Below are 12,190 nucleotides of genomic sequence, written 5' to 3'. Positions count from 1 at the left end.
GCCAACCCGCTCGGCGGGTGGCTTCGCGTACCCGCGAAGCCGGGTGCCCCATCAAGTCAACGGGTCGAAGCGGACCATGGCCAGGGAGAGGTTGTCGCCCATGCCGCGGGCGCGCTGGCGCGCCTTGCTGACCAGCATCTCGCTGGCGTCGCGCGGGTGCAGTGCGGTGACGATGGCGCCCAGCTCTTTCGGGCTGAGGTAGTGCCACAGGCCATCGCTGCAGGCCAGCAGCGTGTCGCCCAGTTCCAGCTTGTCCAGTTGTGTGAGAGTGATCGGCGGGTCTTGTTGCGTGCCCAGGCAGCCAGTCAGCAGGTTGGACTGTGGATGGGTGTTGGCCTGGGCTTCGGTGATCTTGCCTTCGTCGATCAGCCGCTGCACGTACGAGTGGTCGATCGTGCGGCGCACCAGCTCGCCTCCGCGGAAATGGTAGACCCGTGAATCGCCGGCGTGCACCGTCCAGGCGCTGCGGTCGGGCAGGAACAGGAAGGCGGCAATCGTGCTGTGCGGCTCTTCGTCGGCCGTGATGGCCGTCAGCTTGATCATCAGGTGCGACTCGATGACCAGTTGGCGCAGCATCTCGCCGGGGTCCATGCTGGCGGGTGTGAAGCGGTCGAACACCTGCTTGGCGGTCATGATGACCTGATCGGCCGCCGTACGACCGCCGCTCTTGCCGCCCATGCCGTCGGCCACCAGGCCGAGCGCGCAGCCTTGCACGCGAGGGTGGGGCAGCACCAGGACCTGGTCCTGCTGATAGGCTCGGTCGCCTTTGTGCAGCCCGGTGGCTGCGGCGATGCGGTATCCCTGGGGTGTCGAACTCATGGGCCGCAATATAAACTCTCAGTTCTGTGGACGCCGACCTTCCCATGCCCGATAGCCTGCATTCGCCACAAAGGCGGCTGATCGAGTTGCGCATGGAACACGCCGATCTCGACAGCCTGATCGACCAGGCCAGCGAAACCCCGCAGCGCGACGACTTGGCGCTGCGCCGCCTGAAAAAGCGCCGGCTGCTGCTGCGCGACCAGATTTCCCGGCTGGCAGCATCGCTGGAGCCGAAAGAGCCCGCCTGAACCCACCCATGAATGTTGAAACCGACGAGCCCATGCTGGCCGATCTGGCCGAGCTGGGCGAGGCGGTTCGCGAAGCGCTGTCCGGCACCGGCGCGCTCGCCCAGGCGGACGGCAACTTCATGCCACGCGAGCAACAAACCGCGCTGGCCAGCGCCGTGGCCGACGCGATTGCCGGGCGCAGTGCGCTGGTCGCCGAAGCCGGCACCGGCGTCGGCAAGACCTTTGCCTACCTGCTGCCGGTGCTGTTGTCGGGCCGGCGCACCTTGGTCAGCACGGCCACCAAGAACCTGCAGGATCAGTTGTTCTTCCGCGACCTGCCGCGCCTGAGGGAGGTGCTCAAGCTGCCGACCACGGTGGCGCTGCTGAAGGGCCGGGCCAGCTACTTGTGCAAGCACCGTCTGGTGCAGGCGCGCGAGGGCGCGCAGCTGCCGGACCGCATGGCCATTCGCGCTTTGGCCCGCATCGAAACCTGGGCGCAGGCGACGCAGAGCGGCGACATCAGCGAACTGGAGGGGCTTGACGAGCGCTCCGAGATCATCCCGCTGGTCACGTCCACGCGCGACAACTGCCTGGGCAGCGAATGCGGCGAATACCACGCCTGCCACGTCATGAAGGCCAGGCGCGAGGCCATGGCGGCCGATGTGGTGGTCGTCAACCATCACCTGTTCTTTGCCGACCTGTCGCTGCGCGACACCGGCGTGGCCGAGCTGCTGCCGACGGTGGACGTGGCGGTGTTCGACGAGGCGCACCAGATGGTCGAGGCTGGCGTGCAGTTCCTCGGCAAGACCCTGGGCACCGGCCAGGTGCTGGACTTTGGCCAGGACATGCTGGCGGCCGGCCTGCAGCAGGCCCGTGGCCTGGCACCCTGGCAGGACCTGGTGGCGGCCTGCGAACACGCGGCGCGTGAGCTGCGCCTGGCAGCGGCCGGGCCGCAGCTGGAAGTGCGCGCGGCCTTGCGGCTGAGCTGGGAAGAGGTGACGCGCCGGGGCGCTGCGTTGCAGGAGCGCCTGAGCGGCCTGGCCGAGGCATTGAAGTCGGCAGCGGCTGCCCTGGACGCCAACACCGGCGCCTCGCCCGACTTCGGCCGCCTGCAAGCGCGCGCGCAGGAACTCGCCGCGCAGGCCGCGCGCTTCCAGGGGCCCACGCCAGCGGACAGGGTGCGCTGGGTCGACCTGACGCCGCACCAGGCACGCTTCGTCGAATCGCCGCTGGACATTCGCAGCATGATGGGCGAGCAGCGTGCTGCTGGCAGCCGGGCCTGGGTCTTCACCTCGGCCACGCTGGGCGACGATGAGAACCTGAGCTGGTTCACCGAAGCTGCCGGTCTGGAGGATGCTCGCAAGCTGCGCCTGGGCAGTCCGTTTGACTACCCGGCTCATGCGCGCGTCTATGTGCCGCCGCGTTTCCCGGCGCCCAGCGAGAGCAATCATCCCGTGATGGTCGGCCGCGCGTCGGCACATTGCGCCGTGGCACTCGGTGGCCGCACCTTCGTGCTGACGACCACGCTGCGCGCGATGCGCACGATTGCCGAGGCATTGCAGGGGGAACTGAAGACGCTGGGCAGCCCGCTGGAGGTGCTGGTGCAGGGCACGGCCGCCAAGCGCGCGCTGCTGTCGCGTTTCCAGGCCGGCAACAGCGTGCTGGTCGGTTCGCACAGTTTCTGGGAAGGCATTGACGTGCCGGGCGACGCACTGCAATGCGTGATCATCGACAAGCTGCCGTTTCCGCCGCCGAATGACCCCTTGGTCGAGGCCCGGGTCAAGCAGTTGAAGAGCCAGGGACGTGATGCCTTCAACGACTATTTCGTCGCCGAAGCGGCAATCGCGCTGAAGCAGGGTGCGGGCCGGCTGATTCGCACCGAGACCGACAAGGGTTTGCTGGTGGTGTGCGATGTGCGGTTGCTGCAGGCCCGCTACGGCGCGCGCTTGCTGCGGGCCTTGCCGCCAATGGCCGAGCTCACCAGCGGTGAGCAGGCGCTGGGCTGGCTGCGCGAGCTGGCCAGCGAGCGAGCGCAGGCATGAAAAAGGCGACCCTCGGGTCGCCGTGTTCTGCTGGCGCAGCGGCGCTCACCAGAGTTGCCACCAGGCCTTTTCACGTTCCTTGAAGCCTTCCTGGGGCAGGCGGCTGTTCGGGAAGTTCAGGGCCAGCACGCGGTTGGCGTCGTCGCGCAGCTTGTCCAGGCCGAGCCGGTCGTAGGCCTGGCCGAGGATGTACAGCGCTTCTTCGGTTGCAGGCGTCTGCGGGTAGACGGTGATCGCCTGCTGAGCCCGGTTGGCCGCGGCCACCAGCGCGCCCCGGCGCAGGTAGTAGCGGGCCACGTGCACTTCGTAGTCCGCCAGCGCATTGACGATGTAGTCCATGCGGGCCCGGGCATCGGGCGCGTACTTGGAGTCCGGGAACTGGTCGACGAGTTGCTTGAACGACTGGTAGGACTCGCGCGAGGCCTGCTGGTCGCGTTCGGACTGCTGCTGTTGCGAGACGGCGGCGAGGATGCCGAAGTCTTCGTTGAAGTTCACCAGGCCGCGCAGGTACAGCGCATAGTCCAGGCCGGGGCTGGACGGGTTCAGCTTGATGAAGCGGTCCAGCGTGGTGATGGCCTGGGCCTTCTCGCCGGACTTCCAGTAGGAGTAGGCCAGGTCGAGTTGAGACTGCTGGCCCAGTAGGCCGCCGCCAGCCCGGCCCTCGACGCGCTCCAGCCCCTTGATGGCAGCGGTCCAGTTGGCGGACGCCATTTCTTCCTTGGCATCTGCATACAATTTCTCTGCCGTGCCCTTCATCTCCTCATCTTTGAGTGAGCCACAGGCAGCGGTGACCGCCAGCAGGGCCACCAGGGCCATTCGGGACGCGACGCGGAATGCGGGAAATTGGGTCATGGATCCGGCGGGCGCCGGGGCACCCGCAACACGGTTGAGCGTGAATACACAAGAAAGAAAGCCAAACGATTATATGAGTGCCCAGAGCCCGAAAATGGCCCCCGTGCTGCTGCCGGCTGCGTCGATGGACGTGTCCGCCGACGCCGTGCTGGAATTGGACGATGTGGCGCTGGACGCCAGCGCCATGCCTGGCGAGGAATTCGAGGTCCGCACCCATGCGCTGGGTGCCCAGGCCCATGGCCAACGGCTGGACAAGGTGCTGGCGACGCTGGTTCCCGAGTTCTCGCGCAACCACCTGCAAGGCCTGATCGAGCAGGGGGAGGTGATGCTGGACGGCGTGGCCAGCCAGAGCGTGTCGCGCAAGGCGCGCGCCGGGCAGGTGCTGGTCGTGCGGCTGGTGCCGCCGGCCGAAAGCCTGGCCTTCCGGCCCGAGCCGATTGAACTCGACATCGTTTACCAGGATACCCATGTGCTGGTGGTCAACAAGCCGGCCGGCATGGTGGTGCATCCGGCAGCGGGCAACTGGTCTGGCACCTTGCTCAATGGCCTACTGGCGTTGGACGGCCGCGCGGCGCATCTGCCGCGCGCCGGCATCGTGCACCGCTTGGACAAGGACACCTCGGGCTTGATGGTGGTGGGCCGCAGCCTGGAGGCGGTGACGGCGCTGGTGCGCGACATGGCGCAGCGCGACGTGCGGCGACGCTACGTTGCGCTGGTGCATGGCGACGTGGGCAGCAGTCCGTTCGTGATCGACGCCCCCATTGGCCGCGACCCCAGCACCCGCGTGCGCATGGCGGTGCAGGCGGGCGGCAAGCCCGCACGCACCGATGTCTACCCGGTCGCCTTCGCGGGTGGCGTCAGCGCGGTGCGCTGCAAGCTGCACACCGGCCGCACGCATCAGATCCGGGTGCACCTGAGCCAGCGCGGGCACCCGCTGCTGGCCGACGCGGTGTATGGCGGTGTGCCGGGGCTCGGCCTACTGCGGCAGGCCTTGCACGCGGTGGAACTGGGGTTCGAGCATCCGATCACCCGCGAGCCGCTGCTGTTTCGCGTGCCACCACCGGCTGATCTGGCCCAGGCCTGGGCGCAGATTGCGCCTGACCATGCGCCGGAGCAGACTTCAGTTTCGGGCTGAAGCTCTTTTATTGCCGCCGGCCAGCGGGCAGGCTGTACAATTCGCAACTGAACCGAGTTGGTGAATCAAGTTTGTACTGCGCGCCTTGGGTGAGCAGATGCATCCAGCAGCCCTCGGTGTATGGTGCGAAGCGCTCTGAGAAGCTTTGCGAACGTGGCAGGCATTGGGCCCTTGATTGTTCACAATCCGGTCCGCGGCGCCCTGAAGATCAGGGCCCAAGACGTTGCCTCGTTGCCACCGTCTGTGTGCAGAAAAGCCGCAACACAGCCCGTCGCACCACTCGCCCGAATTCGGCAACCCTGAAAAATGCCCGCCGCAGGTTTTTGCTGTGCCGGTGATTGAGTCGGCATGCCGGCCGCTGTTGTTCGCTTCATCCGTTTGCCAGGATGGGGCTGGCCACTGGTATTTGCCTGTCTGCCCATGCGGCCTTTGATGCCGAAACAGTCCGCCCATTGTGGCGACAAAACCGCCTGTCCTCAGGCCTGGTCCATCGACGTGTGTCCATGAATACAGAGAACGCCAAGCGCGTTTTGGAAACAGCACTGGTGTGCGCGGCGCAGCCTTTGCCGCTGCGCGAGCTGCGGGTGTTGTTCGATGACCAGGTCGGTGCTGACACGCTGCGCTACCTGCTCGACGAACTGGGGCGGGACTGGCAGGGGCGGGGCGTGGAGTTGGTCTGCCTGGCCTCAGGCTGGCGTTTCCAGAGCCGGCCGGAAATGCGCGAATACCTGGACCGGCTGAATCCGGAAAAGCCGCCGCGCTACTCGCGCGCTGTGCTCGAAACTCTGGCCATCATTGCCTACCGGCAGCCGGTCACACGCGGCGACATCGAGGACATTCGCGGTGTCGTGGTGTCCAGCCAGATCATGAAGCAGTTGGAAGACCGCAACTGGATCGAAGCCATCGGCCACCGGGACGCCCCGGGCCGGCCTGCGCTGTATGCCACCACTCGGCAGTTCCTGGACGACCTGGGGCTGGAAAGCCTGGATCGTTTGCCCTTGCTGGAATCGGCTGGCGGTGGCCACGCCGCGCTGGCCAGCCTCGCGGCTGCGCAGCCCGAGCTGCTGGTCGAGCAGGGCGCGCTGGCACTGGACGAGCCGCTGCCCACGCCCGCTGAAACCGCAAGCCCCGATCCCATCCTGCAGGCCGAACTGACGGTCCCCACATCCGAAGACGGCGAATCCCTTCCGCCTTCTTCTGCACCCTCCCTCGACGCGCCGGCACCTGCCGCCGCCTCGGAACTTCCTCCCGAACCCGACGCGACCGCCGCGCCGCCCAAGCCCTAGCACTCCCAGCATGAACTCCGACGCACCTGACGCCCCCGACGATTTGCCCGCCAACCCGGCACCCGAAACCACCGAAGCGCCGAAGAAGCGCACCCGCACCCGCAAGCCTGCGGCGGCGGTTGAAGCTGCGGAGCCTGCACCCGAGGTGACGGCTGCGCCTGAGGTGGCTGAACCCGTGGTTGCCGAAGAGGCGGCTGCGCCGGCGCGCGCACCGCGCAAGCCTCGGGCACCGCGCAAGACCGCGGCTGCCGTGGCTGACGAAGCGGTGGCGCAGGTTCCGGTGGCCGAGGCGGCGACTGTGGCCGAGGCGGCGCCAGTTGCTGCGCCGGCCGGGGTCGAAGCATCCTCACCCGTGGTGGCTGCGGTGGGGGGCGATGTGGCTGCCAGCGCGCCGTCTGGCGAAGAATCCGTGGCAAGCGAAGGCGAGGCTTCGGCCGAGGCTGAATCGGGTGCCGAGCGCGGGCGCAATCGTCGGCGCGGGCGCCGGGGTGCCGGTCGGGCCGAAGCGGGGGCGGATCAGGCGCAGGCTGCGCCGGGCGAGGTGCAGGCGGTGGAGTCGGACAGCGAAGGCGAGGCGGCGGGCGCCGGGTTGCCGGTTGCTGCCCCCAGCGCGGTCGATGCCGGCGAGGTGTTTGCCAGCCTGCTGTCGGGCGAGTTCGATGCAGAGCCGGAAGCTGAGGCGCCGTTCGAGGGCGAGGCGCTGGCCGAGAAGCGGGTGCTGCTGCCGGATGCAGACGCACCCAAGCTGCACAAGGTGCTGGCGCAATCCGGCATTGGCTCGCGCCGCGACATGGAGCAGATGATCCAGGAAGGTCGGGTCGAGGTGAATGGCGAGGTGGCGCACACAGGCATGCGCATCTCGTTTGGCGACCGCATCTCGATCGAAGGCAAGCCGGTGCGTGTGCGCATCGCGCCGCCGCCGCCGCGCGTGATCGCGTATCACAAGCCGGTTGGCGAGGTCGTCACGCATGACGACCCGCAACAGCGGCCCACCGTGTTCCGCAAGCTGCCGCGCCTGCAGCAAGGCAAGTGGCAGTCGGTGGGTCGGCTGGACATCAACACCGAAGGCCTGCTGCTGTTCACCAACTCCGGTGACCTGGCCAACAAGCTGATGCATCCGCGCTTCGGCGTGGAGCGCGAGTACGCGGTGCGCGTGCTGGGCACGCTGGAAAAGCCGGCCAAGGACCGCTTGCTGGCGGGCGTGGAAATCGAGGGCCAGACGGCCGCGTTCAAGTCCATCGAGGAGGGTGGCGGCGAAGGCGTGAACCGCTGGTATCGCGTGGTGATCTCCGAAGGCCGCAACCGCGAAGTGCGCAAGCTGTTTGATGCCGTCGGGCTGGCGGTGAGCCGGTTGATCCGCGTGCGCTACGGCTGCGTGGTGCTGCCGCGCGGCTTGAAGCGCGGCGCCTGCGTGGACCTGGGCGAGATGGACGTGAAGGCGCTGCGCCAGCTGACCGGTGGCCCGCAAGGCCAGTCGCAAGGCGCGCCGCGCGGCGATGCAGGTCGGCCTGAAAAGCGAGAGGGTCGCCGGGATGGTCCGCAAGACGGGCGCCGTGGCGAGCCGCGCCAGGGGGCGCGCGGCGAGGGTCGCCAGGAACCGCGTGGTGAGCCGCGCCAGGAGCCACGCGGCGACAACCGTGGCCAGCAGGACCGCCGTGACGGTCGGCCGGCCCGTGGCGGCCCCGGCCAGCAGCAAGGCGGCCGGCGCGACGAGGCCCGGGCGGATGGCCCGCGTGGCCGCAACAACAACCCTGGTCCCAACGCCAGCCGGCGCGACCAGGGTGAACCGATGCTGCCGCGCGATGACAGGGAGCCGGGCGATCCCAGCCGCATTCCGAACCCGCTGCAGCAGACCTACGACAAGCGTGCCATCCAGCGCGAGCGTGCCGGTTCGCGCGAACATGATTTCGAGAACGGCCCGATTCCGAATCCGCTGCAACAGACCTACGACAAGCGTTTCGTCCAGAACACCGGACGTGGCCCCGGCCCGGGTCGCAACGGCAAGGGTGGCAAGGGCGGCGGCGGTGGCGGCCAGGGCCAGCCGGATCCGATGCAGACCTCGGTCGGCTACATCGGTGCCGATGCCTTCACCCGCAAGATGCAGGGTCGGGGCAATGGCGGCGGCGGCGGTGGTCGCCGAGGCGGCCGCTGAAGCCCGGTGAGTGTCGCGGGTCCCTTTTGAGGGCAGCCGGCGTCGCTCAGGCAAGCCAGGATTGACCCCGCGGCTGCTTCGTCTTATTCCAGTTTCACAGGGCAAGGCTAAAATTATGAGCTTTGTCCTTTCGCTCGCCGAAAACTACTCCTGAAGGAAAAATCAAATGGCCATCGAACGCACCCTCTCGATCATCAAGCCCGACGCCGTCGCCAAGAACGTCATCGGCCAGATCTACGCCCGTTTTGAAGGCGCTGGCCTGAAGGTCATCGCTGCGCGCATGATGCAGCTGTCGCGCACCGATGCCGAAGCGTTCTACGCCGTGCATGCCGCCCGTCCCTTCTTCAAGGACCTGGTCGACTTCATGATCTCCGGCCCGGTGATGGTCACCGCCCTCGAAGGCGAAGGCGCAATCCTGAAGAACCGCGACTTGATGGGCGCCACCGATCCGAAGAAGGCCGAGAAGGGCACGATCCGCGCCGATTTCGCCGACAGCATCGACGCCAACGCGGTGCACGGTTCTGACGCCGCCGAAACGGCTGCCGTCGAAATCGCGTTTTTCTTCCCTGGCATGAACATCCACTCGCGCTGATCGCGGGCTGGATTCTTCTGCGAACTCAAGCGGCCACATCGTCATGACCGGCGTCGTCAATCTTCTCGACTTCGATCTCGATGGCATGGCCGCGTTTTGCGAAGGTCTGGGTGAAAAGCGCTTCCGCGCCACCCAGCTTTTCCGCTGGATTCATCAAAGAGGCGCGCAAGACTTTGCCGCCATGAGCGACCTGGCCAAATCGCTGCGCGAGAAGCTCGCCGGCAAGGCCGAGATTCGCCCGCTGCCCGTCGTCACCGAGCAGGTTTCGACCGACGGCACCGTCAAATGGTTGTTTGACGTCGGCGCCGGCAATGCGGTCGAAACCGTGTTCATCCCGGAAGACGACCGCGGCACCTTGTGCGTGTCGTCGCAAGCCGGCTGTGCGGTGGGCTGCCGTTTCTGCTCCACCGGCCATCAGGGCTTCAGCCGCAACCTGACGACCGGCGAGATCCTGGCGCAGCTCTGGATGGCCGAACACAAGCTGCGCGAGCGGCTGGGCCTGAAGCCCGGCGAGCGTGCCATCACGAATGTCGTGATGATGGGCATGGGCGAGCCGCTGCAGAACTACAACGCACTGGTGCCTGCGCTGCGCGTGATGCTGGACGACCATGCCTATGGCCTGTCGCGCCGTCGTGTCACGGTCTCCACCTCCGGCGTGGTGCCGATGATGGACCGCCTGCGCGAAGACTGCCCGGTGGCGCTGGCGGTGTCGCTGCATGCGCCCATCGACGCATTGCGCGACGACCTGGTGCCGCTGAACCGCAAGTACCCGATTGCCGAGTTGATGCAGGCCTGCCTGCGGTACCTGGAAGCCGCGCCGCGCGACTTCATCACCTTCGAATACTGCATGCTTGACGGTGTCAACGACACTGAAGACCACGCCCGCGCGCTGCTGGCGCTGGTCAATGGCCGCGGCCCGAACCGCGTGCCCTGCAAGCTGAACCTGATCCCGTTCAACCCGTTCCCGGCATCCGGCCTGCTGCGCTCGCCGCGCGAGCAGGTGATGCGCTTTGCCAAAATCCTGCAAGACGGTGGCCTGGTGACCACCGTGCGCAAGACGCGCGGCGACGACATTGACGCGGCCTGTGGCCAGCTTGCTGGCGAAGTGCAGGACCGCACCCGAGCGAGCGAGCGCATGAAGCGCCTGCCCGTGCCCATTGTTCCCCTGGGGTCTCCGCTACGATGATGTTTGCTCCTGGCGCCGCACAGGGCCGTTCGCAAGACGGTGTACTCCATGGCCGTGCTGCTTGGCGCGCCGCGCTGGGCCGGGGGCTGCTGATGTGGGGATTGGCGTCGGGGCTCGTCTGGGGTCTGTCCGCCTGCGTGGCTGACAAGCCCAGGGACAGCAAGGACCTAGTCACCGCTTCGGACCAGACCGATGCCGACCGCCGTGCCAAGGTGCGCATGGAGCTCGCCGAGGCCTATTTCGGCCGCGGCATGAACACCACCGCGCTGGACGAGGTCAAGCAGGCCATCGTTGCCAAGCCGACCTCGGTCGAGGCCTACAACCTGCGCGGGCTGATCTACGCCAGCCTGAACCAGCCGCAACTGGCTGAAGAGAGCTTCAGGCATGCGCTGAGGCTCGCGCCCAGCGACCTCAGCACCATGCACAACTACGGCTGGTTCCTGTGCCAGCAGCGCCGCTTCAGCGAGGCTGACGCGCAGTACAACACCCTGGTCGCTCAACCCGAGCTGCGCGACGCTTCGCGGGCCCTGTTGGCCCAGGGTGTCTGCCAGGCCCGTGACTTCCGCCTGGCCGACGCCGAGAAGACGCTGTCGCGCGCCTACGAGATCGACCCAGCCAATCCGGCCACGGCCGTGAACCTGTCCGAGGTGCTGTACAAGGAAGGCGAGTTCGAGCGCGCGCGCTTCTACATCCGGCGCGTGAATTCCCAGGACAACCTGGTCACTGCCCAGTCGCTGTGGCTGGCCTTGCGCGTCGAGAATCGCTTGCGCCAGGACAGTCAGGTGCGCGTGTTGGGCAACCAGTTGCGCGGTCGCTTCCCCGAAGCCCCCGAAACCCTGCTGTTCGAAAAGGGTCGATTCGATGAGTGAGCCAGACGAGGCGGACAGCCTCCCCGTCGCCGCTGACGTGCACGCCATGCCAGGTGCGATGTTGCGCCAGGCCCGCGAGGCCCAGGGCCTGCACCTGGGCGCGCTGGCCACACAGCTGAAGGTGGCGCCACGCAAGCTGGAGGCGCTGGAGGCCGACCGCTACGATGAACTGCAAGGGGCGACCTTTGTGCGCGCGCTGGCCCAGGCCGCCTGCCGCGCCCTGAAGATCGACCCGGCACCGGTGCTGGCGCGGCTGCCGCGGGCCGAGGCGCACAAGCTGGAGCATGTGAGCAACGGCTTGAATGCGCCTTTCCGCGAGCGCGGCGGCAAGCGCGAGCCGGCCGAGCAACTGCTGGCCAGCCGCGCTTTCCTGGGCCTGATCGCACTGCTGGTGATTGCCGCGCTGGCGCTCTGGTTGTTGCCACGCGATGGCGCCGGCTGGCGCTGGCTGACCCAGGCGGCACCGGAAAGCGTGGCCGCAGCATCGGCCGTGGGCGACAGCGGTGCCGCCAGCGCGGCGAATGGTGCTGAGGCCACAGGCACCCATGACGCCGGAACTCCGGTGATGGCCGACGCGCCGCTGGCGAATGTGCCGCAGGCCAATCTGCCGCTCGCCGGTGATGCTGGCAGCCCGGCGCCTGTGGTGTCGCAGCCCGCGCCGGTGGCTCAGGCCCCGGCCAGCGCCGCGTTGCCTGCCGTCAAACCCGCTGCGAGCAGCGTGGCTGCACTGGCCGCCGTCGAGGCTGCAAGTAAACCGCAATCGGCCGCGTCGGCTGGCCTGGACCCGGCTGGCCCGCTGCAACTGCATGCGCGCCAGGATTCCTGGATCGAGGTCATCGACGGCAGCGGCAAGACGCTGTTGGCGCGCACCGTGGCCGCCGGCGATACCGTGGGGCTGAGCGGGGCTTTCCCGATGCGTGTGAAGATTGGCAATGCCGTGGGCACCGACTTGACGCTGCGCGGCAAGCCGATCGAGTTGCAATCGCTGACGCGGGACAACGTGGTCCGCCTCGAGCTGAAATAGGTTGAT

The 12,190-nt window shown here is 67.6% G+C and carries 12 protein-coding genes; 9 read left to right on the top strand and 3 right to left on the bottom strand.

Annotated features, from left to right (window positions below; translation table 11 throughout):
- Positions 1 to 51: 51 nt before the first annotated feature.
- Positions 52 to 819, bottom strand: a complete 768-nt coding sequence (locus tag AC3WR5_RS25705) for a PP2C family protein-serine/threonine phosphatase (protein ID WP_141289429.1) — start codon at positions 817 to 819, stop codon at positions 52 to 54.
- A 44-nt stretch (positions 820 to 863) separates the two neighbouring features.
- Between AC3WR5_RS25705 and AC3WR5_RS25700 the strand changes: the two genes are divergently transcribed.
- Both AC3WR5_RS25700 and yoaA read left to right on the top strand, forming a co-directional pair.
- Complete coding sequence (locus AC3WR5_RS25700; protein WP_141289428.1) at positions 864 to 1,067, top strand: DUF465 domain-containing protein; 204 nt, start codon at positions 864 to 866, stop codon at positions 1,065 to 1,067.
- Between the two features lie 8 nt (positions 1,068 to 1,075).
- The gene (gene yoaA, locus AC3WR5_RS25695; protein WP_231012853.1) at positions 1,076 to 3,088 is read left to right on the top strand and encodes a DNA repair helicase YoaA; all 2,013 of its coding nucleotides are present in this window, start codon (positions 1,076 to 1,078) and stop codon (positions 3,086 to 3,088) included.
- 45 nt (positions 3,089 to 3,133) lie between these two features.
- Here yoaA and AC3WR5_RS25690 read toward each other — a convergent pair whose 3' ends face one another.
- On the bottom strand, positions 3,134 to 3,940 hold the full coding sequence (locus tag AC3WR5_RS25690; RefSeq protein WP_141291065.1) for an outer membrane protein assembly factor BamD: 807 nt from the start codon (positions 3,938 to 3,940) through the stop codon (positions 3,134 to 3,136).
- Between the two features lie 94 nt (positions 3,941 to 4,034).
- Here AC3WR5_RS25690 and AC3WR5_RS25685 point away from each other — a divergent pair, with 94 nt between their 5' ends.
- The 4 genes from AC3WR5_RS25685 to ndk all read left to right on the top strand — a co-directional run bounded on the left by AC3WR5_RS25685 (position 4,035) and on the right by ndk (position 9,105).
- A complete protein-coding gene (locus tag AC3WR5_RS25685; RefSeq protein ID WP_492488120.1) occupies positions 4,035 to 5,075 on the top strand; it encodes an RluA family pseudouridine synthase in 1,041 nt (346 codons plus the stop codon).
- Between the two features lie 503 nt (positions 5,076 to 5,578).
- Complete coding sequence (gene scpB, locus AC3WR5_RS25680; RefSeq protein ID WP_492488118.1) at positions 5,579 to 6,361, top strand: SMC-Scp complex subunit ScpB; 783 nt, start codon at positions 5,579 to 5,581, stop codon at positions 6,359 to 6,361.
- A 10-nt stretch (positions 6,362 to 6,371) separates the two neighbouring features.
- Positions 6,372 to 8,513, top strand: coding sequence for a pseudouridine synthase (locus AC3WR5_RS25675; protein ID WP_492488116.1), 2,142 nt, complete (start codon positions 6,372 to 6,374; stop codon positions 8,511 to 8,513).
- A 166-nt stretch (positions 8,514 to 8,679) separates the two neighbouring features.
- The gene (gene ndk, locus AC3WR5_RS25670; RefSeq protein ID WP_492488114.1) at positions 8,680 to 9,105 is read left to right on the top strand and encodes a nucleoside-diphosphate kinase; all 426 of its coding nucleotides are present in this window, start codon (positions 8,680 to 8,682) and stop codon (positions 9,103 to 9,105) included.
- 25 nt (positions 9,106 to 9,130) lie between these two features.
- Here the strand turns inward: ndk and AC3WR5_RS25665 are convergent, their stop codons facing one another.
- The gene (locus AC3WR5_RS25665; protein ID WP_231012888.1) at positions 9,131 to 9,274 is read right to left on the bottom strand and encodes a hypothetical protein; all 144 of its coding nucleotides are present in this window, start codon (positions 9,272 to 9,274) and stop codon (positions 9,131 to 9,133) included.
- Between AC3WR5_RS25665 and rlmN the strand changes: the two genes are divergently transcribed.
- The 3 genes from rlmN to AC3WR5_RS25650 all read left to right on the top strand — a co-directional run bounded on the left by rlmN (position 9,212) and on the right by AC3WR5_RS25650 (position 12,184).
- The gene (gene rlmN, locus AC3WR5_RS25660; protein ID WP_492488228.1) at positions 9,212 to 10,291 is read left to right on the top strand and encodes a dual-specificity RNA methyltransferase RlmN; all 1,080 of its coding nucleotides are present in this window, start codon (positions 9,212 to 9,214) and stop codon (positions 10,289 to 10,291) included. The two genes, AC3WR5_RS25665 and rlmN, sit on opposite strands and share 63 nt — an antisense overlap.
- 92 nt (positions 10,292 to 10,383) lie before the next feature.
- Positions 10,384 to 11,160: a type IV pilus biogenesis/stability protein PilW gene (pilW, locus tag AC3WR5_RS25655; RefSeq protein WP_141290516.1), complete on the top strand. Its 777-nt coding sequence runs from the start codon at positions 10,384 to 10,386 to the stop codon at positions 11,158 to 11,160.
- A complete protein-coding gene (locus AC3WR5_RS25650) occupies positions 11,153 to 12,184 on the top strand; it encodes a helix-turn-helix domain-containing protein (RefSeq protein WP_492488112.1) in 1,032 nt (343 codons plus the stop codon). The genes pilW and AC3WR5_RS25650 overlap by 8 nt, the downstream gene beginning before the upstream one ends.
- Positions 12,185 to 12,190 lie beyond the last annotated feature (6 nt).

The organism is Ideonella sp. FW305-24, assembly GCF_058788035.1.
This window is presented reverse-complemented; position numbering and strand designations above follow the sequence as displayed.